The sequence below is a fragment of the Streptomyces galbus genome (assembly GCF_005280195.1).
Taxonomy (GTDB): Bacteria; Actinomycetota; Actinomycetes; order Streptomycetales; family Streptomycetaceae; genus Streptomyces; species Streptomyces galbus.
The window spans coordinates 20,300-42,798 of sequence record NZ_SZPR01000061.1; the positions used below are offsets into that span (position 1 = coordinate 20,300).

Sequence of the window (22,499 nt, forward strand, 5' to 3'; positions counted from 1 at the left end):
AGACGCACACTCGGCGGCACACCGTGCGCAGCCGACGCGGCCGTGCGGACTACGCCGACCGCCTCGCCCGCCTCCCGGTTCGGCTCAGCGGGATGGCCGCCAGCAGGCCCGTGCCCAGCGCCGTCAGGCCGGGACCAGCCGTGCGCCAGCTCGCCGGTGGTGTGGGGCCCGCGGGCCGGGGTGCGCAGCAGCCGCAGCCGTACGGGATGCGCGAGTGCGTCAAGGCGTAGCGTCACGGTTTCCGGCAGTACCGGCGGCGTCGGCTCGGCCACCGGGTGCTGCACCACCGGATGCCGCCCCGGCGCGTGGAAGGCCACCAGGTTCCGGCGGCCGTAGGCGCTGGGGATGAGGGTGACTCAGACGGGGTCGGCCGAGGATGTCACCACGGCGACCCGCTCGGCTGGCCCTTACGTCAGGTGCGCACCACCACCGAGGCCATCATGAGCACTGTCACCGGCTCCCACTCCGCAGGGCGCTCCAGTACACCGGACGCATCACCACCCTGTCCCACCCAGCCCACCGGCCGCGTCCTGGCCGACGTACTGGTCCCGTCGAAGAGCGGACATCCATGGCAGAGGCGGTGGTGTTGGAGGTGACCGTCGACGTCGCCCGGAACGCTGCCGGACGGTTCCGGCACTCACTGAGTGGTTGCCTCGGCGAGCGAGAGGCTGTTCCCGTCGGGATCCAGCACGACGACGTGGCGCACGCCGTTGCTGTAGGTCTCGAGAGGTTCGTGGTCGATCCCGTGTGCGGCGAATCGGGCCAGGATGTCATCGAGGGCGTGCACGCCGAGGGTGATCATGGCTCCGCCTACTCGCTCAGCGCGCACGTCTCGATCGTCAATGACAACCCATGCGTTCTCGCCGACCCGCCACAGGTACTCCTCGCCGATGATCTCGTCCGCCGGGCGCCCGAAGAACACCCCGAACCATTCGAGTGCCTTGATCCGGTTACTCACGCACATGATGCTGTACAGGTCCACTCGCATCACTCCCCATAGTCGTTTCAATGGCTGGACCACTCCCGTGGCCCTAACTCATCGGAGGAGATAGCCCGGCTTTCCGAAAGAAATGCGGGACCAAGCGTCGTTGCCGGTATCGCGATGGGCTTGCGAAGTCGGCGGAGCAGGCGGCCGCCGCAGACCTGAGCGGTGGCGTGGGCGCCGCCGGCCCGCACCTACGCGTGGAGGGCCGTCGTACTTGGTACAGGCAAGGTCACCAGTAGTGACGGCGGCCGGCGACCGCGTGTCCCATGGACCCCATGATCCACAGAACCGCGCCGATGACCGCGAGAATGATCCCGATTGTCCACAGGATCGATATGCCGGTGACGAACCCGACGACCAGCAAAATGATGCCGAGGAGGAGCATGACCGCCTCCGGTGGGAAGTAGTGCTGTCTCCACTGTGGACCGGAGCGGCGTGCTGGGGAAGTGCCGTTGTCCATTTATTTCAGGGTTCGGCACCCGCCCTGTGCACGAGAGGGAAGCCCGGAAGCAGCGACAGCACGCGCCGCCGATCGGGGGGCGGCCTGGATCCCGCTAGTCCTCAGCTCCGGCGGCCAGTAGTTGCGACCATGGGAAGGGTTTCCGCAGACCGCCGCGGGGGGCACCGGGCTGGTTCGGGATCGGCTTCGTGGCGCTGCGCAGGAGGCGACCGACCGACGTCGCCTCTCCCCCGTAGCCAACGGGCGGAGGTGGTCCACAAGCCGCCGGTGAAGTCGTAGGCGCGGCCGAGGTGGCTGTCCTCCGTCAGGACACGGGCCGCGGCCTCCACGAGGTCACGGCGCAAGCGGGGTCCCGCTCTGGGGAGGAGATCAGCAGCAGCCGGTCGGCGCCCTCGCACGCTGTGCTGCACGACACGTAGCACCCGCACACCAGCGGCCAGGAGGAACTGAGGGCCTGCGGCCGGTGCCGGCATCCGAGGGTACCGACACTCAGCAGGGCAGGAGCACGGCCAGCAGCCGCTGCGCGGTCGCCGCGGCGTCCGTGGGCTGTCGAGGGCTGCGGGTCATCAGCAGGTGGTGCGTCGTGCCCACGAGGGCGAGCGCGATAGTGGCGACGTCGCTGTCGGCGGGAATGCGACCGGCGCGCTGTTCCGCTTGGAGGTAGGCGGTGACGTGCTGCTGGATCGCATCGAACGCGGGCGCGCCGGACTGCAGGCCCTCGCGGGTGTGCGACGCGGCCGCGGGGCGGGACATCGCCAGGCCCACCACCGCCGGATGCAGGGAGTCCAGCAGGGCTACGACGACCTCCTGGAGGTTCTCCGCGACCGTGGCACGGCCCACCCTGGCCTCCAGCGCCGCGGTCTGGCGGGCGCTGCGGGCGAAGCGGTCCAGGACAAGTTCGGCGACGAACTCGTCGAGGCCGGCGAAGTGCGTGTGCAGCACGCCCTTGGCGCAGTCCGCCTCCGCGGTGACCGCGCGGCTGGTCAGCGCCGCGGCGCCGTCGCGGGCCACCACTCGTTCCGCCGCCGCGAACAGCCGCTCGCGCAGATCCGGAATCGCCACTCCACGAGGTGACACAACAGCCCCTTTCCCTGTACCCGTCGCAAGTATGGGCGTTCGCCCATATCGTTTGGGCACTTGCCCATTCTAGGGTCGGGGCGCCCGTCGCGCGCCGACGAGAGGGAGTTCACCCATGGGGCAGTTCACCAACACCGCGCAGGCCGAGGCATGGAACGGATACGAGGGCGCCCAGTGGGCCCGCAACCAGGGGCGCTGGGACGCCGTCAACGACGGCCTCAACCAGCCGCTACTGGACGCCGCGGCCATCCACGAGTCCGACACCGTCCTGGACGTCGGCTGCGGAGCCGGCCGCACCACCCGCCTCGCCGCCCGTCTCGCCGTGCGCGGCCGGGCGCTCGGCCTTGACCTGTCGGGACCCATGCTGGGCAGGGCCCGGGAGAGCGCCGTACGCGAAGGCGTCGACAACGTGGCCTTCGTCCAGGGCGACGCCCAGGTCCACCCCCTGGACGACGGGGCGTTCGATGCGGTCATCAGCCGGTACGGCATGACGTTCTTCACCGACCCCGTCGCCGCCTTCACCAACCTCCGCCGCGCGCTGCGCCCCAGCGGCCGGCTGGCCTTCATCTGCGCGGCCGAGGCCGAAGCCAACGAGTGGCTCACCGCACTGGCCTCCCTGCAGGACCTCCTGCCGCTCGGCGGCTTCGGCAAGGCCGGCGGCCCAGGCATGTTCTCCCTGACAGATCCCCGCCTCATCCGCGAACTGCTCACCGCGGCCGGATTCCGCGAGGTGGACGTCCAGCGCATCGAGGCGGCGGGGAATTGGGGCGCCGACGCAGCGGACGCCGCAGCGTTCCTCCTGGGCTCCGGCCCCGGACGCCACCTTCTCGACCAGGTGACCTTGCCGGCACAAGACGCCGTGCGCCAGGCGCTGACCGCCGCCCTGCAGCAGCACTACACGGACGACGGGGTGTGGCTGCGCAGCAGTTCCTGGCTGGTCACCGCCGTGCGAGACGATTCAGCACACAGCTGAGCCGTAACACCCGCCATGCACCCCATGAACCCGCGCTCCCGGCAACCCTCACCGGCCGCTGAGCGTGCGGAATTCACTATGAAGCACCGTGCCGCAGGCCCGAACCCGCAGGACTCCGCTACGAGGCGGCCGTCCTCGCCGCGACCATCAGCGAGTGGCTGTCACCCGCGGTCTCATACGGCGGGATCCATGTTCCATGCCGCGGGCAGATCGCCCCGCCGAAGACGCAGGCGAGGTGGTCCTCACGCGTGATGTTCTCGGCATCAGCCCGAGAACCCGGTCTCTGCTCCCTCCCCCCAAGTGCTATGACAGCCCTGTGGCCCGTGCATGTCCTGGCCTGTGCCGCCCGACTACGCCGAAGCTTCGGCTCGTGCGCTGGGGGCGAACCCGCCGCCCTGCTCGGCGAACACCTTGATCGCGGCGCCCAGGAAATCCACCATCCCGGGGTGGTAGGAATTGTGGAACGCCCTCATGGCCTCGTCCTCGGCGTAAAAGAGCGACATGCCGACGTAAGCCTCCTTGGAGGGGGTGTAAAACCGGCATGCGATGTCGAAGTGCCTGCGGACGAGCTCCTGGATCTGTGGGTCCCCGGGCAGGGAGCCGCCGTCCATGAAAGCCGTGATCTCCCGGTACAGGACGTCCCAGTCCTGGTGGACCCGCTCCCTGTCCACATGTTCCCAGTTGTTGGTCCGGGCAAGGCTCTTCGCCTGCTCCTCGGCCAACGACCGGCGACACTCGTCCTCGTAAGTGTTCCCCACGGCTCCGGTTCCCCTCGTTGGTCACCTCTCCGGTGGATCCCCGAGAGGCCGCCGACATGTCGACGTCGACCGGCCGTCGATGATCAACTTCCGGTCCAGGCCGAACGGTGACACACGGCCACCGGGTCGGCAAACCATTTCTTGGGCCCTCCGGCACTCCGTCGAGGTCAGCCGGCGGTGGAAAGGCGCATCTCGAACGGCGAGCCGTCCGTGAGTCGGACGCATGGCACCAATCCCTCGCGACACTCTCACACGTCTTTCCGCCGGCCACGGTCCTCGCGCCGGTGCCAGTGCCGCCGCGCCCGGTACCCGGCCGCCTCCGCCGGAGCCGCCCCGTCACCAGATGCTCGTCGGGGCCTGTCGCCGCTGTCAGGCAGCGCGGGCATCCAGGACGGGCGCGTCGGGCGGGTGTGGAGGGGTCAAGCCGCCCAGCCGCCGGAGGACGCTGCGGTGGACCTGAAGGCGAAGTAGAACTGCGTCCCGTCTCGCACGCCGCTGGCGACCACGGTGTACTGGTTGGCCGGGGCCCAGGTGTAGCCGTTGCAGTACTCGCTGCCGGAACTGGGGTGGAAGCAGACCGCTATATAGGCACCGGCCCTCGGAGAGATGTTGATGTCCGCGCAGCGGCTGGTGGTGGTCAGGCGGGTGCCGTTGGTCGGGTAGTAACCGTAGCCGCTCGGCTTGCTGTAACTGTGCAGGACATCGAAACAGGCCGCCGGCGCCCTCGTCGAGGTGGGCGTCGCGCTGGCCGCCTCCGCGCCCCCGGCGCCGACCCCAGCGGCGAGCAGCAGCGCGCTTCCGGCCAACGCGAGCGTCTTCATGCGGTTCTTCATGTCTTCCTCCCCTGACTGCGGACGGTGCTGCCGGAGCAGAGGGCCGCCGATCTAGCGGTGCGCGGTTCGACCGGGCCTCAAGGCAGCGCCATCATCTTCAGGCCGGCAGAGCGATGCCGTCTTGAAGGAATGCGCACCGCCGACAGCGGGTCACGAGGCGGTGGTGCTGTCAGCGCGGTAGCCCGAAGCTGGTGACCTGGCCGTCCACCCGGTCATTGGTCGGCGGCCCAGCCGGACGGAACGCGCGCGCGGCCATCAGCCGGGACGGCGGCAGTCCGGTCATCCGGCGCACCTCGCGGCTCATGTGCGCCTGGTCGGAGTAGCCGCAGGACAGCGCGGTCAGCGCCGCCGTCCGGCCATGGTGCAACGACCGCAGCGCCCGGCGCAGCCGCAGGACGCGGGCAACGGTCTTGGGCGGCAGCCCGATCTGCTGCCTGAAACGGTTCTCCAACTGCCGCGTCCCCCAGCCGGTACGCGCCGCCAGTCGGTGGATGGGAACGGTGCCGCCCGTGCGGCACAGCTCCTGCCACGCCCACACCACACGCGGCGAGCACCCGGGACCTTCGGCGAACCACCTGCCCAGCGCGGTGTCGAGCAGTTCGAAGCGCCGCGCCCAGTCGGGCAGGTCGGCCAGCGCGCGGGCCAGCCCTTCGACCCGGCTGCCGACCAGGTCGGCCGGGTCGAGGATGGAGTCGGCCCACTCTCCCATCGGAATCCCGAACAGGGTGTACGCCGCCCATGGTGCGAGCACCACCTCCATGCCGTACAGGCTCCCGCTGTGCTCCCCAAACGAAGCCCGGGTGCGGAGAGCGGACAGCAAGGACGTGTACGGCCGGGCGACGGTGGCCGAGTCGCTCCCTAGGCTTCTGGTATCGGTGAGCAGCAGCCGGTGCTCCTCGAACCCGAGCACCAGCGTCACCACGCCGGCCGGTACCTCAAGCCGCCTTCTCGGCTCGTCCAACGTCATGCGGAAGCCCCGGTACTGGAGGACGCCGGGACGCGCCCGCTCATCCGGCAGCTCCCGCGCCGTCTCCCATCCGCGATCGCGATCCACGGCACAGCGCATCACCTCACCCCCGTGCAGGAGGATGCTCGCGAGGTCGTATCCGGCGCTAGCGCGTACCCGGCCGTCTTCGCGAGGCCGGTGACCCACTGCCGGACTGTCAGTTCCCACTGCACGCTCAGCAGCCAGGAGATCCACTACGACACTACGAGGAGGCCTGGGAGTCGGCCTCACCGGCGACCACGGCGCAGACCTGGGTTCAGGCCTTCGCCCTGTGCGTGATCAGCGGACTGGTGTGGGAGCGCAGCCGGGTCATCGGTTCCCTGCTGCGCGAGGACCACGCGCCCGTGCTCCGCGACGGGGCGCCCTACTCCAAGCGGGAGCCGGTATCCCCGGCACCCTGACGTCTACGACACCTGGCGCTGACGTCCGGCGCCGGGGCCGGGGGGTATGTGATGGATACCCCCCGGCCCCGGCGCCCGTCAGTATCGCCCGTCCGGAAGGGTCCCCGCACCGCCGTCCTCACCGACCGGACACGGCCGCCGCTCGCTCCGGGCCGCCCGGAGCGGTCGCGGTCACGACCAGGGCCGCCTGGTCGTCGTCGATGCCCGTGTCGCGGGTGAAGGCGTGCACGGCCTCGACGAGCGTGTCGATGATCCGCTGGGGTTGTCCGTCGTGCCGCGCGGACAGGGCCCGGGCGAGACGTTCCTCGCCGAACTGGCCGCCGTCCGGGTCGCGGACCTCGGTGAGACCGTCGGTGTACAGCACCAGGCTCTCGGCCGGGCGGAGCCGCAGGCGGTGGGTCTCCACGCGCGGGTCCGGCGTGATGCCGAGCAACGAGCCCTCGCAGTCGACGGTGCGTGCGGCGCGGCCGTCGGCGAGGTGCAGGGGGAAGGTGTGCCCCGCCCGGACGAGGGTGACGTCGAGGCCGCCGTCGTCGAGCGGGGTGAGGTGGCCGTAGACGAGGGTGACGAAGCCCGTGCCATGGCTCGGGGGACGGTTGAGGAGAGCCTGGTTGACGGCCTGGACGACCGCGTCGGGCCCCGGCAGCAGGTGGGCGACGGCGCGGGCGGTGTGGCGGACCAGGGCCGTGGTGGTCGCCGCGGTCGCCCCGCGCCCGCACACGTCCCCCAGCATGAACGCCCAGGTGGTGTCGCTGAGCGGGAAGACGTCGTAGAAGTCGCCGCCGACGTCGAGGCCCTCGCCGGCGGGGTGGTAGTACGTCGCCACCCGGGCGCCGGGCACCGGAGGCACCTCCGGCAGGAGCAGGCCCGCCTGCAGGTCGCGGGCGAGGGCGACGCGCTCGGTGTACTGACGGGCGTTCAGCGCCGCGGAGGCGGCGCGGCGCGCGAGTTCCTCGGCCAGCGCGACGGTGTGTCCGTCGAAGGCGTCCCCGCCGGTGGTGAGCAGGGTGAGCGCGCCGAAGGCCTTGCCGCGGTGCAGCAGAGGGACGCACAGGTGGCCGGTGACCTTCAGCTCGCGCCAGGGGCCCGGGCCCGCGGGCGGCCCGCAGGCGACCTCGCTCCGCCCGGAGGCAAGGACCCGCGCCACGACGTCGTCGGAGCCGTCGTGACCCGGTACGTGGGACGCGAGGAGGTCCTCCTCGGCCGGGGTGGGGGCGGCGGTGGCGATGCGGCGGACCCGGCCGCCCGCCACGATGTCGACCGCGCACAGCGGCGCGAGTTTCGGGGAGCACAGCAGGGCCACGCGCTGGAGGGTCTGCGTGTGGTCGAGGTCCGTGCCGAGGCGGGTACTGGCGTCCAGGAGGAAGGCCAGGTCGTCGCGCGCGGCCTGCTCCCTGGCCTCGGCGGCCCTGCGCGCCTCTTCCGCCTGGTGGCGTTCGATGGCGAGGGCAGCGGTGTCGGCGAACACCCGCGCCAGAGCCAGATCGGCCTCCTGCGGGGCGCGCGGGGTGCGGTGGTACATCGCGAACGTGCCGAGCAGCGATCCGTCGCGGGCGAGGATCGGGGTGGACCAGCAGGCGGCGAGCCGGGCACGTTCGGCGAGGTCCCGGAAGTCGCCCCAGAACGGGTCGGTGGCGATGTCGGTGACGATGACGGGCGCGCGACGGTGGGCTGCCGTGCCGCACGAGCCGACCCCTTCGCCGGTGGCTATGCCGTCGATGGCGGCGTTGTAGAACGCGGGCAGGCTGGGCGCGGCGCCGTGGCGCAGGTGCCGGCCGTCGGCGTCGGCGAGCAGCACGGAGACGAGCACCTCCTTCGCGGCGAGGTCCTCGATGGCCCGGGCCATGCCGTCCAGCACCTGTTCCAGGGGGGCCTGCCGGGCGATCTGCTCCAGCAGCACGCGGTGCTCGGCGGCCAGGCGCCGGGCGTGGACGACCTGTGTGGTCTCCACGCCGATGACGCGCACACCGATGACCCGGCCGCCCCCGTCGAACCGGGGCTCGTAGGTGAAGTCGAAGAACGCCTCACGCATGTCGCCGCCGGTGCCGAGGAGGACGCGTTCCTCCCGGCCGACATACCGCTCGCCCGTGTCGTGGACGTGGTCCAGCAGGGCGAGGAAGCCCTGCTCGGCCAGTTCCGGCATGAGCTGCGCCAGGGGCTCTCCCGTACGCGTGCGCGCGTCGCCGCCGATCGCGCTGAAGAAGGCGGCGTTGGCCACCTCCACCACGTGCTCGGGTCCGGCCAGCGAGGCGAACGCCGCCGTGGACTGCCCGAACAGGGCGTGGAGGTCGCGCTCGGCCGTTCCCGCGAAGAGATCACCGACGTCCGGCGAGCCACCGGGTCCGGGCATGTCGCCCGCCGCGTAGGTCATCGCCCCGTCACCTCTCACTTGCCCTGGGCAACGAGGACAGGCCGTCGTCGCTGCCGGCCATCGGCCACGCACCACCGGCACCGACGGCCTCGTCGAGGGTGGCGTGGACCGCGATCGCCCGGTCCAGCCCCGTCAGGGAAAGCACGCGTGCGACGGACGCGGGCACCGCGGCGAGCCGCAGTACACCGCCCCGCGCGGCGAGGTGCTGGTACATCCGCACCAGGCAGCCGATGCCGGAAGAGTCGCAGAACTCCAGCCGTGTGCAGTCGACGACCAGCAGTCCATGGCGTCCTTCGGCGAACACCTGGCCGGCGGCCTCGTCCATCTGCACGGCGCTGTCGTGGTCGAGTGCGCCGCGCAGCGTCAGCACGCACGCCCGCGCCGTCGTACCGACCTGAACCGAGAACACCTCGCCCGCCTCCGCCTCACCACCACCTGGCTGCTGCCCCTGCGACCCTACGGCAATCGCCGTTCACCCAGTTCCGGGCGGCGGCGAGCGCGGGTCTCCCGGCGGCCAGGGGCCCTCTGCCTGCCGATCAGGGGTCCGCGTACCCGGGCGGGCCGGAGTGCGGGACAGTGGGAGGATGCGCACCCGACCGGTACTGGTCTTCGACGGCGACTGTGGCTTCTGCACCACGTCGGTGGATCTCGTGCAGCGACTGGTACGGCCGCGCTGCGAGGTCGTGCCGTGGCAGCACGCGGATCTGGCGTCGCTCGGCGTGGCGGCCGAGCGGGCGAGGTACGAAGCCCTGTGGGTCACGCCCACCGGGCGGGTGTACGGCGGTGCGCAGGCCGTCGCGAAGATCCTGCTGAGCGCGCGCGGCGCCTGGCCCGTCCTGGGTGCGCTGCTGACGCTGCCGCCGGTGCGCTGGGCCGCCCACGGCGTGTACCGGCTCGTGGCCGAGAACCGTGGACGGCTGCCGGGCGGGACACCGGCGTGTGCGGTCCCCGCGACGCGGGCCGTCAGGTGGACCAGATGACCTGGCCGTTGTACACGATGACCACCTTGGCGTCCGCGCGCAGCACGAGCTGCGCCCCCTCGTGGCCGTGGCTCTTCGAGGCCCAGATGGGACGGTCGTCGCCGTTGTGGATGACGAGGTTGCCGTCGCTCTGGAAGATCGCGCGGTGGTTCTGCCCGAAGGTCATGGACGCCCAGATGGGCTTGTCCAGCTCGTTGTAGACGACGAGGTTGCCGTCGGTCTGCATGACCATGCGGATGCGGTTGGTGGTCCAGGCCTGGTTGACCTCGAGGACGCTGACCGCCGAGACGGTCTCGGTGCTCCAGTTCGGCTTCGGAGCCGGCTTGGGTTTCGGCTTCGGCTTGGCGGACCTGGTCGGCGAGCTGCTCGGCTTCGGCGCGGGCGGCACCGGCTGCGGGGCGGCGGCGACCGGCGCCGCGCTCTTCGACGGCTTCTTCGCGCTCGGGGACGCGGTGGGCTTCTCGGCCACGTAGTCGTCCAGGGCGGCGGGGGCCGACTCGGGCTGCAGGACCGTGTCCGCGCCCTGCGCGGCCACCGTCGTGGAGGGCTTGTCACCGTCCTTGTCGTGCGCGCCGCCGGCCAGGGCCAGCGGGACGGCGATCAGTACGGCCCCCACGACCGCGGCTCCCGCCAGGACCGGTTTGCGGGGGCGCCCCGCGTCGACGCCGGTGCCGGACCTGGAGCTCGGGGGGACCGTGGCGACAGCCGCGGCCACGCCGATACGGGTGGCGGGCTCCTGAGACGCGGATGACGTCGTGGCCGTGGCTGCGTTCGCCGTTTCCGGCCCAGGGGGTGCCTCGGGCGCTCGCGTGGTCGCGGCGGGCGCGGACGTGGAGGCGGACGCGGGCTCGGACGTGGACGTGGACGTGCCTGCAGCGGAGCCGGTCGGGGCCGGGGCGGATGCGGCGTCGGGTCCCGCCTCCGGTCCGGGAGCGGCCTCTGCGGTGGAGTCGGTCTCCGAGGCGGGGGCGGCGGGGTCCCCCGTCGGAGCGGCACCGGTCTGCGCGGCGGGCGCAGGAGCCGGGCTCGGTTCCTGCGCGCCCGTCGCGGAGGAACCGGACGGACGTCCGGCCTCCGTCTCGCCGGAGTGACCGGCCTTCTCCGCTCGCGCGCCGGGCGTGTGCTGCTGGGGGGACATGCGGTTACTCCTCCTCGGTGGCGGAGTGCTCGTGGTGGTCGGGGGCCCGCGCGGCGGCGCCGAGCCGGACGAACTCCGTTGCCCCCGGCCGGCCTTCGGCAGCTCCGGCCGCCGAAACAGACGTGGTTCTCTTCGGCCGCGGCATTCCGCTTGAGCCACGGCCGCACCGCGGGGGCCGGTCCGACGCCCAACTTAGCTTCTTTCGCGGCCGATCACCTCGCGCCCGTCCCCGCTGCTCCCGTCGCTTTGTCCCCCGACGCCGCGCTGCTCCCGGATAGTTCTCCACCCGGGCAGGAAACGGGCACGCCAGCGGCCCCTTTCGGACACAACCCGAGCCCCCGCGGGCCGCGTTGGTGTGGCATGCTGGGGCTCCCGGCTGATCGACGCCGGCATGCCGACGTGCCGTTCGGCACCCCAGTAGGCCTACGGCTCAAGAGTTCAGGTGGAGATGTGGCCCCGAGAACGACAAGAGGCCAGAAGAGGCGCCCTGCCCGTGTCACCTGATACCCCCGTCCCGGTCGCCGCTTCCGCTTCCGCTTCCGGGGTGGCCGTCCCGCACACCGGGGCGGCCGTCGACACCTCCGGGGCCACCGACATCCCCGGCATACCCGACGCCGTGCGCGCGGCCGCCCGCCAGGCGCCAGGTCACTGGATCGGCGTGGTGGACCCGGAGTGGGCCGAGCGAGGGGACGTGCCCGAGTGGGCGGTGCTGGGCGAATGGCGGTCCGACGAGCACGGCGAGGCAACGGAGTTCCGCGCCAACCCGACGTACCGTCCCTCCGCCCGGATGCTCGGCTGGCCCGAACCGACCGATCCCGTCGACGCCGCGGCACAACGCGCCGCCACCGGCTACAGCTCGACGGACGAGGCCCTCGCGGCACTCGCCGAGGCCCATGTCACCGTGGTGCGCGGCCCGGACGGCGCACCGCTGACCGGCGTGGGACACGACGGCGAACCCGTGGTGCTGCTGTTCACCTCGCCGGCCCATGAGTTCATGTCCCCGGCACTCCTGCACGACACCCTGACCACACGGGAGTTGGTCGGCTCGCTCAGCGCGCCCGGCACCTTGTTGCTCGTCAACGCGGGCGCCGCCGCTCCCCTGCTCGTCCCGGCGGACAGTGTCCCCGGCTCCGGAACGGGGGACCGGACCGCCCTCGCGGCCGGCTCCCCCGCCCCGCCCCGGCCAGACGGCCCACTCGACCCCGTGTCCCCCACCACCGGGAGAACCTCGTGACGCGATCCGCCCAGCAGCCGCCCGCCTCCTCCGGGGGACGCCCCGAACGCCGTACGGAGGCCGAGGGCGAGACGGAGGCGGGTCCGGGAGCCGTGGCCGGCGTCGGTGCCGAGACGGGCGCGAAGGCCCGGGCCGGCGCGCGGACCGAGACCGGGGCAGCCACCGAACCCGAGGCGGCGGGGACGAAGCCCGCCCGCTCGCCGGAGGCGGCGACGGAGCCGGAACCCGCCGGCGATCCCGTGACAGCGACGGAGCCCGAGCCCCAGCCCGCCGGCAAGCCCAAGGGCGAAGCAGAGGCAGGGGCGGAGGCCGGGTCCGGGTCCCACGCCGAGCCGGAGACCGCCACGGGTTCCGCCGGTCGTGCGCAGGCCGACGGCGAGGCCGAGCCCGGCGCCGCCGCGGCGGCCAAGAGCAGGCTGCCCGCGCTCGTACGGACCATGACGCAGACCGCGATCGACCGGCCCCGGGAAGAGGCCGCGCCGGTCGGGCGGCCGGGGAAGGCCGTGCTGGCCGGAGCAGCCGTCGCGGGCGCCCTGCTGGTCTCCGTCCCGTTCCTGGTGCTCGGCGGGCACCACGACGACGGCGGCGACCGTACGAAGGCGGCGGGCGCCGGAACCGTGCTCGGTGACGACGGTCAGGAGGCGCCGGGCGACTTCGTGGTGGCCTCGCCCGACACCAGCCCCTCCGGCGGGACGGGGAAGACCGTCGCCACGCCGGCACCGCGCGCCTCGGCCGCGCAGCCCGCCACGGGCGGCGGGCAGTCGCACCCGGGCACCGCCGCCCAGGACCACCCGAAGGCACCCGCGAAGGGCAGCGGCGGTGCGAAGGCCGGCGGCAGCAAAAGCACCGACAAGAGCAGCAGCGGGGGCAGTGGCAGCAGCAAGAAGCGGGACACCAAGGCCGCTTCGGGTGTGACCTTCAGTGCGCCCGTGTCCTTCCGCAGCCACCTGTCCGGCCGTTGCATCGACGTGCCGGACGGCGACTTCAGCGACGGCAAGCAGTTGTGGGTGTGGGACTGCAACAACTCCCCGGCGCAGAAGTGGCAGTTCGCCTCGGACGGCACCATCCGCATCGGGGGCAAGTGCCTGGACGTGGCCGGCGCGAACTACAACGACGGCACCCCGATCCAGATCGCCTGGTGCAACGGCAACGCCGCCCAGCAGTTCACGCTGAACGCCAGTCACGACCTGGTCAACACCGTGGTGGGCAAGTGCGTCGACATCAAGGACGTGAATCCCGGCAACGCCGCGCCCCTGCACCTGTGGACCTGCGTCGGCGCCGACAACCAGAAGTGGAGCGTCTGATCGTGTCGCGCCAGGTACTCACGGTCGGTCCGGGAGACCGGGACCGCTACCGGACGATCGGTGAGGCGCTCTCGGCCGCCCGCACCGGCGCCCTCATCAGCATCCGGCCCGGGAGCTACGCGGAGAACCTGGTGATCCACACCCGGGTCACCCTCGCCGCCGCCGAAGGACGGGGCACCGTCGAGATCAGGCCGCGCTCGGGCAGTGTGCTCGCGTTGCGCGCCGACGCCGTGATGCTGGCGGAGCTGACCCTGCGCGGCGCGGACGCGGAGGAGCCGGCGGTGGACGTCCGCCGCGGGCAGGCCGCGCTGGACGGCTGCGAGGTCGTCGGGGCGGCGTGGACCGCGCTGGTCGCCTCGGGCACCGGTTCGCTGGCGCTGCGGGACTGCCGGGTGAGCAACGCGCAGGGTGCGGGCGTCGTGGTCACCTCGACCACCCCCACCACCATGGAGTCCTGCACCTTCGAGCACCTGGGGACCAGCGGTGTGGTGCTCGCCGAGCAGGGCGAGGCGCGCCTGAGGGGCTGCACGGTGCGCGACGCCCGCGGCAACGGACTGCTCGCCAACGGGGAGTCCCGCGGCACGGTCGAGGACTGCGACGTCTCCTCCACCGACAAGCCCTCGCTGGCCCTGGAGCAGAACTGCTCCCTGTCGGTGGTGCGCACCGTGGTGCACGACACCAGCACGGGGGTGCACCTGAGCACGTCCGGCCGGACGACGCTGGAGGACGTCCGGGTCACCGGGGCGTCCGGCAACGGGATCACGCTGGCCGCCGGCACCGACCCGGTGCTGCGCCGGTGCCGCGTCTCGCGCGCCCGCGGCCACGGCGTGCTGGTCACCGACCGGGCCCGTGGCACCTTCGAGGACTGCTGGGTCGACGGCGCGCAGGAGACGGCGCTGCGGGTCGCCGGGGCCGCCTCACCCGCGCTCACGGGTCTCACCGTCCGCGACTGCGAGGGGACCGGGCTGCTCCTGGAGGAGGACTCCGCGCCCGAGCTGGACCGCCTCGAAGTGATCGGCGGAGCGCCGGCGGTGCTGGTGCGCAGCGGTGCGAACCCGCTGGTGCGCCGGGCCCGGCTGGTGGAGCCCGAGGGCGACGGGATAGCGGCCCTGAAGGACGCCCGTGGACGCATCGAGGACTGCGACGTCCTGCGGCCGAAGGGTGCGGGCGTGCGGGCCGCGTCGGGCAGCACCCTGTACCTGGCCGGCGGCGGCGTGTCCGACGCCGTGACCAGCGGTCTGTCCGTCGAGGACGGCGGCAACGTCACGGTGCGCGACTTCCGCGTCGAGGTGTCCGGCGAGGACGGCGTGGTGGTCGCGGCGGGCGGCGAGCTGACCGCCAACCGTACGACGGTGCACGCCCCCCAGGGCCACGGCTTCCTGCTGCGCGAGGGCGCGCTCGCCTCCCTCAGCGGCTGCGAGGTCACCGGCGGCGCCCAGGACGGCTTCCGGGTGGAGTCGACTGCGCCGGTGTCCCTGGTGAACTGTCTTGCCCGGGAGAACGCGGGCGGCGGCCTGGTGCAGACCGCGCCGGGCACCCGGCTGGCCGTGGAGGGCCTCAACAGCACCGGCAACGGCAAGCGGGACGCCTGGGGGACGGGGGCGGCCGAGAACACCGACCCGGCGGGCTCGGGCGCGGCGGACGCGCCCCCGCCGGACCGGGCCGACGGGCCGCTCGGCGCCCTCAACGCGCTGATCGGCCTGGAGAACGTCAAGCAGCAGGTGGGCACCCTGGTCAACCTGACCCAGCTCGCCCAGCGCCGGGAGAAGCTCGGCATGCCCGCCCCGCCGATGAGCCGCCACCTGGTCTTCGCCGGTCCGCCCGGTACCGGCAAGACCACGGTGGCCCGGCTGTACGGGTCGATCCTGGCGGAGCTGGGATCGCTGCGCAGCGGGCACCTGGTGGAGGTGTCCCGGGCCGACCTGGTGGCGCAGGTCGTCGGCGGAACGGCGATCAAGACCACCGAGACCTTCCAACGGGCCCTCGGCGGCGTGCTGTTCATCGACGAGGCGTACACGCTCACCTCCGACAGCAACAACGGGGGCGCGGACTTCGGCCGCGAGGCGGTCGACACCCTGCTCAAGCTGATGGAGGACCACCGCGACGACGTCGTGGTGGTGGCGGCCGGTTACTCGCGCGAGATGGAGTCCTTCCTGGGTTCCAACCCCGGCCTCGCCTCGCGGTTCTCCCGGACGGTGCAGTTCGAGAACTACTCGGTGCCCGAACTGGTCGCGATCATGGAGAACATGTGCGCGCAGCACCAGTACGAGCTGGGCGAGGGCACCGCGCAGGCGCTGGCCGCGCACTTCGAGGCGATGCCCCGGGACGCCGGCTTCGGCAACGGCCGTGCGGCGCGCGGGGTGTTCGAGGAGATGGTGGACCGCCAGGCGGTCCGGCTCGCCTCCCAGCCCCAGGTCAGTGAGCACGACCTGCGGCTGCTGCTGCCGGAGGACGTCTCCGCCACCGCCGCCGCGCAGGCCACCGGGGGCGCGCCGGCGCAGGACGACCCGCTGACCCGCCTCGGCGACATGATCGGCCTGGCGGAGGTCAAGCGGGACGTCGCCGATCTGGTCAACCTCATCACCACGGCCCGCCACCGCGCGGCCGCGGGGCTGCCCGTGCCGTCCCTCAGCCACCACCTGGTCTTCACCGGGCCGCCCGGCACCGGCAAGACCACCGTGGCCCGTCTCTACGGCGAGATCCTCTCCCAGCTCGGCATCCTCGCGCGGGGCCAGCTCGTCGAGGCGGCCCGCGCCGACCTGGTCGGCCGCTACATCGGCCACACCGCGCAGCTCACCCGTGAGGTCTTCGAACGGGCCCGCGGCGGTGTGCTGTTCATCGACGAGGCCTACACCCTCACCCCGCGCGACGGCGGCGCCGACTTCGGCCAGGAGGCGGTGGACACGCTGCTGAAGCTGATGGAGGACCACCGCGACGAGGTGGTGGTGATCGTCGCCGGCTACACCGACGAGATGAAGCGCTTCCTCGCCTCCAACCCGGGTCTGTCCTCGCGCTTCCCGCGCCGGGTCGCCTTCGCCGACTACTCCTCCGAGGAGCTGGTCACCATCGTGCGCACCCAGGCCACCGCCATGGGCTACGAGTGCGGCCCGGGCACGGGCCCGCTGCTGAAGGAGTACTTCGACGCGCTCCCCCGCGACCGCTCCTTCGGCAACGCCCGCCTGGCCCGCCAGGTCGTCGAGTCGATGGTCACCCGCCAGGCGGGACGGCTCAGCGCGCTGGCCGCGCCCACCCTGGACGACCTGCGGTTGCTGCTGCCGGAGGACGTCACCGCGCCGGCCACGAAGGCGGCGCCCCGGTGAGGCCCTCCCTGCGCGCCACGGCCCGCGCCCTGCCCGGCACCGCGCTGACCGCCGCCCTGCTGCTGTCCTCGGCCGGCCCCGCACCGGCTCTGCCCCCGTCGCTGCTCTCGGCGGACGGCAAGGGCCAGCAACTGCCCGGCATGCCCTCCGCGCTCGGTACGGACTCCGGGGACGACTCCTGCACCCCGGCCTCCAAGTCCAGGGCGAAGAAGCAGGACTGGTCGCGCCAGCGCCTCGACCTGGACCGGCTGCACCGGCACACAACGGGGGCGGGCGTGACCGTGGCCCTCGTCGACACGGGAGTCGTCCCCGACGCCACCGGACTCGGTGACCGGGTCACCGCGCGGGGGGCGGCCGCGGTCGACTGCGTCGGGCACGGCACCTTCCTGGCCGGGCTGATCGCCGGGAGCGGCGGCGCCACACCCGGCCTGGCCGGCGTCGCCCCCTCGGCGAGGATCCTCGCCCTGCGGGGCACCGACGAACGCGGCCAGGCGGACGCCGGTCTGGTCGCCGGGGCCGTCCGCGCCGCGACCGAGGCCGGCGCCGACGTGATCGCCGTGGCGGTCGCCCTGCCCCGCCGGGACACCGAACTGACCCGTGCCGTCGCCGACGCGCTCGGCAAGGGCGCAGTCGTGGTCGCCGCCGCCACGCCCGACCCGCCGACCAGGGGCGCCGCCGACGACGTACCGTCACGCACCTACTGGCCGGCCGGTGAGCCGGGGGTGCTGTCGGTCGCCGACATGCTTCCCGACGGCTCCCGCCCCGACAAAGCCCTGCCCACCAGCGGCATCGACCTGGCCGCGCCCGGCGCCGGCGTCGTCTCCGGCGGTCCCCGCGGTGACGGCCACTACCTCGGCGGCGGCGCCTCGGTGGCCGCCGCCTACGCCGCCGGGGCGGCCGCGGCCGTCCGCGCCACCCACCCCGACGACTCCGCCGCGGCGGTCGCCCGGCGTCTGACCGCGACCGCCTACCCCGCCGACATCCCCCAGCTCGACCCGTACGCCGCCGTCACCACCGTCCTCGGCGACGCCCGCGCGGGCCTGCCGGCCGCCAGCGGGTCCCGTCCCGTGGAGCTGCGCGACACGGCCACCGCCGACCGTGCTACGGGCCGCGCCGCCCTCTTCGTGCTGCTGGCCGGTGCCGGTGTGCTGTCGGTGCTGTGGGCGGTGTTCGCCCTGCCGCGGGCTCGTGCGCGCGGGTGGCGCGCGGCGGGACCGGACGGGACGGGCACACCCGACGGGGCGTGAGCCGGCCGCCCGCGTACGTCCCCTGCGCCCTCCGCCCCGCGGGCCGGCGTGGGCAGCGCCCGGCGGGGCCCGACGGGGCGGGCAGGCCGACGGCAGCGCGAGCCGGCCGTACGGGAACGGCCCGGCGCGGAGGTTTCCGCTCCGGGCGCCCGGCCCGCTGTGCACGCCGCACGAGGCCGCACCTGCGGGTGGCGCGCCGGAGACCGACAGGACGGGCCCGCCCGGCCGGTCGTGAGCCGGCCGCGCGGGCCCGTCCTCCTGTCCCCCACCCCGTGGGTCAGACCTGCTGGTCCTGGCCCGTCTCCACGAGCGCGGTCTGCACCAGCCGTTCGCGGCGGCGGGCGATGTGCAGGGCCCGGCCCGGGGGGAGGTTGCGCGGCTTGGCGTTGCCGAACAGACGGCCCTCGGTGGGCGGGCAGGACAGCAGCAGCGCGGGGTTGTTGGCCTCGTCGAGGCGGCGCAGCAGGCCGTCGCCCAGGCCGCGCCCGGCGCCCATCGCGCTGCGGGCGACGACCAGGTGCAGGCCCATCTCGAAGCCGAGCGTGAGGTGCTCGAAGAGCGGCTCGAACGGGCTCTGGAAGGAGTTGCCGGAGACCATGTCGTAGTCGTCGACCAGGATGAACAGGCGCGGGCCCGTCCACCAGTCGCACTGGCGCATCCGGGCGGGCGCGATGTCGGCGCCCGGGATGCGGGTCTTCATGGCACGGGCGGCGCCCTCCACGGTCTCCTTGAGGTTGTCCAGGGAGATCACGTGCCCGATGCGGTACTCCTCGGGGACGGTGTCCACGAGGGTGCGCCGGTAGTCCACCACGATGATCTTCGCCTCGTGGGGGGCGTAGCGGGCGGTGATGCCCTCGCTGACGCGGCGCAGCAGGTTGGTCTTGCCGCTCTCGGTGTCACCGACCACGATCAGGTGCGGGGTGCGGCTGAAGTCGTGCCAGACCGGCTCCAGGGCGTCCTGGTCGATGCCGAGCGGCAGGCGCATGCCGCCGCCCTCGGTGGCCTCCGGTGCGGGCAGTTCCGCGAGCGGCAGCCGGTGCGGCAGCATCCGGATCCGCGGGGCGGGCGCACCGTTCCAGTGCCGGGCTACCTCGGCGACGAGGTGGGCGACGCCGTCGCCGAGGTCGTCGAGGGAGCCGCTGCCGTCGAGGCGGGGCAGGCTGGCCAGGAAGTGCATCTTGGTGTCGGCGGTGATGCCGCGGCCGCCGCTGCGCGGTACCGAGCGGGCCTTGCGGGTGTCGATCTCGGAGTCCATCGGGTCACCCATCCGCAGTTCCAGGCGGGTGGCGGCCTGGTCGCGGACCTGGGCGGACAGCTCGACCCAGCGCGTGGTGGTGATGAGCAGGTGGATGCCGTAGTTCAGGCCGCGGGCGGCGAGTTCGTTGAACTTCGGGATGAGGTCGTCGTAGTCCTGGCGGACGGTGGACCAGCCGTCGATCACCATGAAGACGTCACCGAAGGGCTCGTCGGGGAACTCCCCGGCGGCGCGGCGGCGGCGGTAGGACTGCATGGAGTCCAGGGTGTGGTCGACGAAGAACTGCTCGCGGCGGGCCAGCAGGGTCATCACCTCGGCGACGGCCCGGTGCACGCGCTCGGGGTTGAGGCGTGCCGCGACGCCGCCGACGTGGGGCAGCCCGGCGAGCTGGGAGAGGCCGCCGCCGCCGAAGTCGAGGCAGAAGAACTGGATCTCGGCGGGCGTGTGGGTGAGGGCGAGGGCGCCGATGAGGGTGCGGGCGAGGGTGGACTTGCCGCTCTGCGAGCCGCCGGCGATGGCGACGTGGCCGCCGGCCCCGGACAGGTCCACGACGAGCGGGTCGCGGCGCTGCTCGAAGGGCTTGTCCACCAGGCCGACGGGGACGCGGAGTTTCCCGGTGCCGGACCAGCCCTTGGCGGTGAGGCCGCGTTCGGCGTCGGGGGCGAGGCCGGGCAGCAGCGCGTCGAGCGGGGAGGGTTCGTCCAGCGGCGGCAGCCACACCTGGTGGGCCGCCGGGCCGGAGTCGCGCAGCCGGTCCAGGGCCACGTCGAGGAGGGTCTCCTCGTCGCCGCCGTCCTTGGTGTCCGGCTCCGGTTCGGGCATCGGGTCCAGGGTGCGCGGCACGACCCAGGAACTGGTCCAGGGCACGACCTGGTTGGCGACCCGGGCCTGGGCCACCGCGCCGGTGCGGCGGCGGTAGGTGCCGGAGGAGTAGGCGGCGCGGAAGCGGGTCAGCGCCTCCACGCCGGACTTGAGGTAGCCGCTGCCGGGCTGGGCGGGCAGCTGGTAGGCGTCGGGGACGCCGAGCACGCCGCGGCTCTCCATGGCGGAGAAGGTGCGCAGGCCGATGCGGTACGACAGGTGGCTCTCGAGCTGGTGCATGCGGCCCTCGTCCAGGCGCTGCGAGGCGAGCAGCAGGTGCACCCCGAGGGAGCGGCCGAGGCGGCCGATCATGACGAACAGGTCCATGAACTCGCGGTGCGCGGCTAGCAGTTCGCTGAACTCGTCGACCACGACGAACAGGCTGGGCAGCGGCGTGAGGTCGGCGCCGGCGGCGCGGGCGCGCTCGTACTCCAGGGCGGAGGTGTAGTTGCCGGCGGCGCGCAGCAGCTCCTGGCGGCGCATGAGTTCGCCGTGCAGGGCGTCCTGCATGCGTTCGACGAGGGCGACTTCGTCGGCGAGGTTGGTGATGACGGCGGAGGTGTGCGGGAGTTCCTCCAGGCCGAGGAAGGTGGCGCCGCCCTTGAAGTCGACGAGGACGAAGTTGAGGGTCTCGGAGGAGTTGGTCAGGGCCAGGCCGAGGACGAGGGTGCGCAGGAGTTCGCTCTTGCCGGAGCCGGTGGCGCCGATGAGCATGCCGTGCGGGCCCATGCCGCCCTGCGCGGACTCCTTGATGTCGAGTTCCACGGGGCGGCCGTCGACGCCGACGGCGACGGGCACCCTGAGCCGGGCGGCGCCGGTGTGCCGGGCGAAGTGGGCCTGCGGGTCGTGCCGGTACAGGTCGGGGATGCCGAGCAGGGTGGTCAGTTCGACGTCGGTGTCCAGCGGCTGGGCGATGTCGGTGGCGAGGCTGATGCGCCGCGCGGTCAGCAGCCGGGCCAGCGACTCGGCGCCGAGCACCCCGAGCCGGTCGGGGCGGCCGAGGGGCACGGAGCGCTCCTTGCGGCTGCGGTCGGTGCGCACCAGGCTCACCCGCCGGTCGCCGACGGTCAGGCGCAGCGTGTTGCGGCCGGGCCGCCAGCGCAGCGCGCCGGAGACGTCCAGGACCACCGCGTTGCGGTAGCCGTGCCCCTCCCACCGGTGTCCCTCGGGGACGGCGACGCCGTCCAGGACGACCACGGTGTAGGGCTCGTCGCGGCCGGGCCGGGCGTCGGGGTCGAAGCCGGGGCGTTCGGCGAACTCGGCGCCGAGCAGGTCGTCCAGTTCGGTGAGGTCGGCGGTGATGCGGCGGACCTGGCCGGCGCCGTCCTCCTCGTGCGGGTGCAGGGCGTGCGGCAGCCACTTGACCCACTCCCAGTCCGCGCGTCGCTCGTCGCTCGCGCAGACCGCCAGCCACAGCTCCTCGGGGGCGTGGAACACGGCGAGCTGGCCGAGTGCGGCCCGCACCAGGGCCCGTACGGCGTCGCCGCCGGTGCTCGCGGGTGCGGGGGCGGGCTCGGCCGGGGCGGCGGCGGCCGTCTCCTCGGGGCGCAGCAGGATCCGGGCGGAGGAGCGCAGGTACAGGCCGAGGGGCTGGTCGGGGATGGTGGAGTAGGCGCGGATGAAGCGGCGCAGGGCGTGGGCGCAGAGCGGTTCGAGGTCCTCCACGGGGCGGGTGGAGACGGGCTGCAGGGTGAGGGCGAGCTGCTGTTCGCCGACCGCGAGCCGGACCTCGCCGAAGTCCTCGTCGGCGGGGCGGCGTTCCCACAGCCGGGAGGTGCGGGCCAGGGAGCGCAGCGAGGCGGGGTCGGGGTGGCGCCAGGCCAGGGCGCGCTGCTGTTCCACGATGGTGGCCCGGACGCGTTTGCGTATCTGGGCCAGGTAGCGGAGGTAGTCGCGGCGTTCGCCCCGCAGGCGTTGCTTGCGTTCGCTGGAGCGGCGCATGAGCTGGCCCAGCAGCATGGCGCCGGCGGAGAGCGCCATCACGCCCATCGCGAGGTAGATGAAGACGCCGTTGCTGCCGCCGGGGCGCAGGAACATCAGCATCATCGACACCGACATGAGCGCCATCGGCAGGTACGTCCACACGGCCGAGGTGTCCGGGACCGTTTCGGACAGCACCGGTGGTTCCTGGAGCGTCAGTTGGCCTTCGGGCATCTCCGGACCGCGCCTGCGGGCCGGACGGCGGAACAGCACCACGCTCAAGGGACAGAACCTCCGGGTTCACTGGGCTTTCCGGCCCGCACCGAAATGCCGCTCCCTTCCGGGAACGGGAAAGCGCCGCACCGCGACGGCTCTG

The 22,499-nt window shown here is 73.2% G+C and carries 17 protein-coding genes and 1 pseudogene; 7 read left to right on the forward strand and 11 right to left on the reverse strand.

Going from position 1 to position 22,499, the window contains the following annotated elements:
* Nucleotides 1-110: 110 nt before the first annotated feature.
* From E4U92_RS36970 to E4U92_RS35395, 4 genes and pseudogenes are all read right to left on the reverse strand, one after another.
* Nucleotides 111-356 (reverse strand): annotated as a pseudogene (locus E4U92_RS36970) (transcriptional regulator); the annotation flags it as partial.
* A 281-nt stretch (nucleotides 357-637) separates the two neighbouring features.
* On the reverse strand, nucleotides 638-982 hold the full coding sequence (locus tag E4U92_RS35380) for a VOC family protein (protein WP_137304551.1): 345 nt from the start codon (nucleotides 980-982) through the stop codon (nucleotides 638-640).
* 232 nt (nucleotides 983-1,214) lie between these two features.
* Nucleotides 1,215-1,370, reverse strand: coding sequence for a DUF6131 family protein (locus tag E4U92_RS35385; RefSeq protein ID WP_099054574.1), 156 nt, complete (start codon nucleotides 1,368-1,370; stop codon nucleotides 1,215-1,217).
* Between the two features lie 564 nt (nucleotides 1,371-1,934).
* Nucleotides 1,935-2,522, reverse strand: a complete 588-nt coding sequence (locus E4U92_RS35395; RefSeq protein WP_137304553.1) for a TetR family transcriptional regulator — start codon at nucleotides 2,520-2,522, stop codon at nucleotides 1,935-1,937.
* Nucleotides 2,523-2,637: 115 nt separating this feature from the next.
* Between E4U92_RS35395 and E4U92_RS35400 the strand changes: the two genes are divergently transcribed.
* Entirely contained in the window at nucleotides 2,638-3,495 is an 858-nt protein-coding gene (locus tag E4U92_RS35400; protein ID WP_137304554.1) for a class I SAM-dependent methyltransferase, read from the forward strand.
* Between the two features lie 350 nt (nucleotides 3,496-3,845).
* Here E4U92_RS35400 and E4U92_RS35405 read toward each other — a convergent pair whose 3' ends face one another.
* The 3 genes from E4U92_RS35405 to E4U92_RS35415 form a co-directional block, all read right to left on the reverse strand.
* Nucleotides 3,846-4,253 (reverse strand): TipAS antibiotic-recognition domain-containing protein, encoded by a 408-nt coding sequence (locus E4U92_RS35405; protein WP_137304555.1) that lies wholly within the window; start codon nucleotides 4,251-4,253, stop codon nucleotides 3,846-3,848.
* A 419-nt stretch (nucleotides 4,254-4,672) separates the two neighbouring features.
* Nucleotides 4,673-5,086: a hypothetical protein gene (locus E4U92_RS35410; RefSeq protein WP_137304556.1), complete on the reverse strand. Its 414-nt coding sequence runs from the start codon at nucleotides 5,084-5,086 to the stop codon at nucleotides 4,673-4,675.
* Between the two features lie 169 nt (nucleotides 5,087-5,255).
* Nucleotides 5,256-6,152: an AraC family transcriptional regulator gene (locus tag E4U92_RS35415; protein WP_137304557.1), complete on the reverse strand. Its 897-nt coding sequence runs from the start codon at nucleotides 6,150-6,152 to the stop codon at nucleotides 5,256-5,258.
* Nucleotides 6,153-6,367: 215 nt separating this feature from the next.
* On the opposite strand from E4U92_RS35415, the gene E4U92_RS37110 reads away from it, so the two are divergent.
* Nucleotides 6,368-6,493 carry a hypothetical protein gene (locus E4U92_RS37110; RefSeq protein ID WP_277754773.1) on the forward strand — a complete coding sequence of 42 codons (126 nt, stop codon included), beginning with the start codon at nucleotides 6,368-6,370 and terminating at the stop codon, nucleotides 6,491-6,493.
* Between the two features lie 118 nt (nucleotides 6,494-6,611).
* Here the strand turns inward: E4U92_RS37110 and E4U92_RS35420 are convergent, their stop codons facing one another.
* Together E4U92_RS35420 and E4U92_RS35425 are read right to left on the reverse strand one after the other, a co-directional pair.
* Nucleotides 6,612-8,864, reverse strand: coding sequence for a SpoIIE family protein phosphatase (locus tag E4U92_RS35420; RefSeq protein ID WP_241681803.1), 2,253 nt, complete (start codon nucleotides 8,862-8,864; stop codon nucleotides 6,612-6,614).
* A 7-nt stretch (nucleotides 8,865-8,871) separates the two neighbouring features.
* Entirely contained in the window at nucleotides 8,872-9,273 is a 402-nt protein-coding gene (locus tag E4U92_RS35425; protein WP_168725283.1) for an STAS domain-containing protein, read from the reverse strand.
* A 175-nt stretch (nucleotides 9,274-9,448) separates the two neighbouring features.
* On the opposite strand from E4U92_RS35425, the gene E4U92_RS35430 reads away from it, so the two are divergent.
* The gene (locus tag E4U92_RS35430) at nucleotides 9,449-9,844 is read left to right on the forward strand and encodes a thiol-disulfide oxidoreductase DCC family protein (protein ID WP_137304559.1); all 396 of its coding nucleotides are present in this window, start codon (nucleotides 9,449-9,451) and stop codon (nucleotides 9,842-9,844) included.
* Here the strand turns inward: E4U92_RS35430 and E4U92_RS37190 are convergent.
* On the reverse strand, nucleotides 9,828-10,460 hold the full coding sequence (locus E4U92_RS37190; RefSeq protein ID WP_338326466.1) for a hypothetical protein: 633 nt from the start codon (nucleotides 10,458-10,460) through the stop codon (nucleotides 9,828-9,830). The genes E4U92_RS35430 and E4U92_RS37190 overlap by 17 nt on opposite strands.
* 970 nt (nucleotides 10,461-11,430) lie before the next feature.
* On the opposite strand from E4U92_RS37190, the gene E4U92_RS35440 reads away from it, so the two are divergent.
* Genes E4U92_RS35440 through E4U92_RS35455 form a run of 4 tightly spaced genes read left to right on the forward strand, consistent with a single transcriptional unit; the run spans nucleotide 11,431 to nucleotide 18,087 of the window.
* A complete protein-coding gene (locus E4U92_RS35440; RefSeq protein WP_137304574.1) occupies nucleotides 11,431-12,216 on the forward strand; it encodes a type VII secretion system-associated protein in 786 nt (261 codons plus the stop codon).
* Nucleotides 12,213-13,520: a ricin-type beta-trefoil lectin domain protein gene (locus E4U92_RS35445; RefSeq protein WP_137304561.1), complete on the forward strand. Its 1,308-nt coding sequence runs from the start codon at nucleotides 12,213-12,215 to the stop codon at nucleotides 13,518-13,520. Before E4U92_RS35440 ends, E4U92_RS35445 begins: the two co-directional genes overlap by 4 nt.
* 2 nt (nucleotides 13,521-13,522) lie before the next feature.
* Complete coding sequence (locus E4U92_RS35450) at nucleotides 13,523-16,840, forward strand: right-handed parallel beta-helix repeat-containing protein (protein WP_137304562.1); 3,318 nt, start codon at nucleotides 13,523-13,525, stop codon at nucleotides 16,838-16,840.
* On the forward strand, nucleotides 16,837-18,087 hold the full coding sequence (locus E4U92_RS35455) for a S8 family serine peptidase (RefSeq protein ID WP_174864153.1): 1,251 nt from the start codon (nucleotides 16,837-16,839) through the stop codon (nucleotides 18,085-18,087). Before E4U92_RS35450 ends, E4U92_RS35455 begins: the two co-directional genes overlap by 4 nt.
* Nucleotides 18,088-18,364: 277 nt before the next feature.
* On the opposite strand, the gene eccCa is transcribed toward E4U92_RS35455, so the two are convergent.
* Nucleotides 18,365-22,357, reverse strand: coding sequence for a type VII secretion protein EccCa (gene eccCa / locus E4U92_RS35460; protein WP_137304576.1), 3,993 nt, complete (start codon nucleotides 22,355-22,357; stop codon nucleotides 18,365-18,367).
* Nucleotides 22,358-22,499 lie beyond the last annotated feature (142 nt).

Coding starts and splice junctions, on each gene's coding strand:
- E4U92_RS35420 (WP_241681803.1), bottom strand. CDS start 8,864: ATGACCTACGCGGCGGGCGACATGCCCGGACCCGGTGGCTCGCCGGAC.
- E4U92_RS35430 (WP_137304559.1), top strand. CDS start 9,449: ATGCGCACCCGACCGGTACTGGTCTTCGACGGCGACTGTGGCTTCTGC.
- E4U92_RS35410 (WP_137304556.1), bottom strand. CDS start 5,086: ATGAAGAACCGCATGAAGACGCTCGCGTTGGCCGGAAGCGCGCTGCTG.
- E4U92_RS35385 (WP_099054574.1), bottom strand. CDS start 1,370: ATGCTCCTCCTCGGCATCATTTTGCTGGTCGTCGGGTTCGTCACCGGC.
- E4U92_RS35440 (WP_137304574.1), top strand. CDS start 11,431: ATGTGGCCCCGAGAACGACAAGAGGCCAGAAGAGGCGCCCTGCCCGTG.
- eccCa (WP_137304576.1), bottom strand. CDS start 22,357: ATGCCCGAAGGCCAACTGACGCTCCAGGAACCACCGGTGCTGTCCGAA.
- E4U92_RS35400 (WP_137304554.1), top strand. CDS start 2,638: ATGGGGCAGTTCACCAACACCGCGCAGGCCGAGGCATGGAACGGATAC.
- E4U92_RS35415 (WP_137304557.1), bottom strand. CDS start 6,152: ATGCGCTGTGCCGTGGATCGCGATCGCGGATGGGAGACGGCGCGGGAG.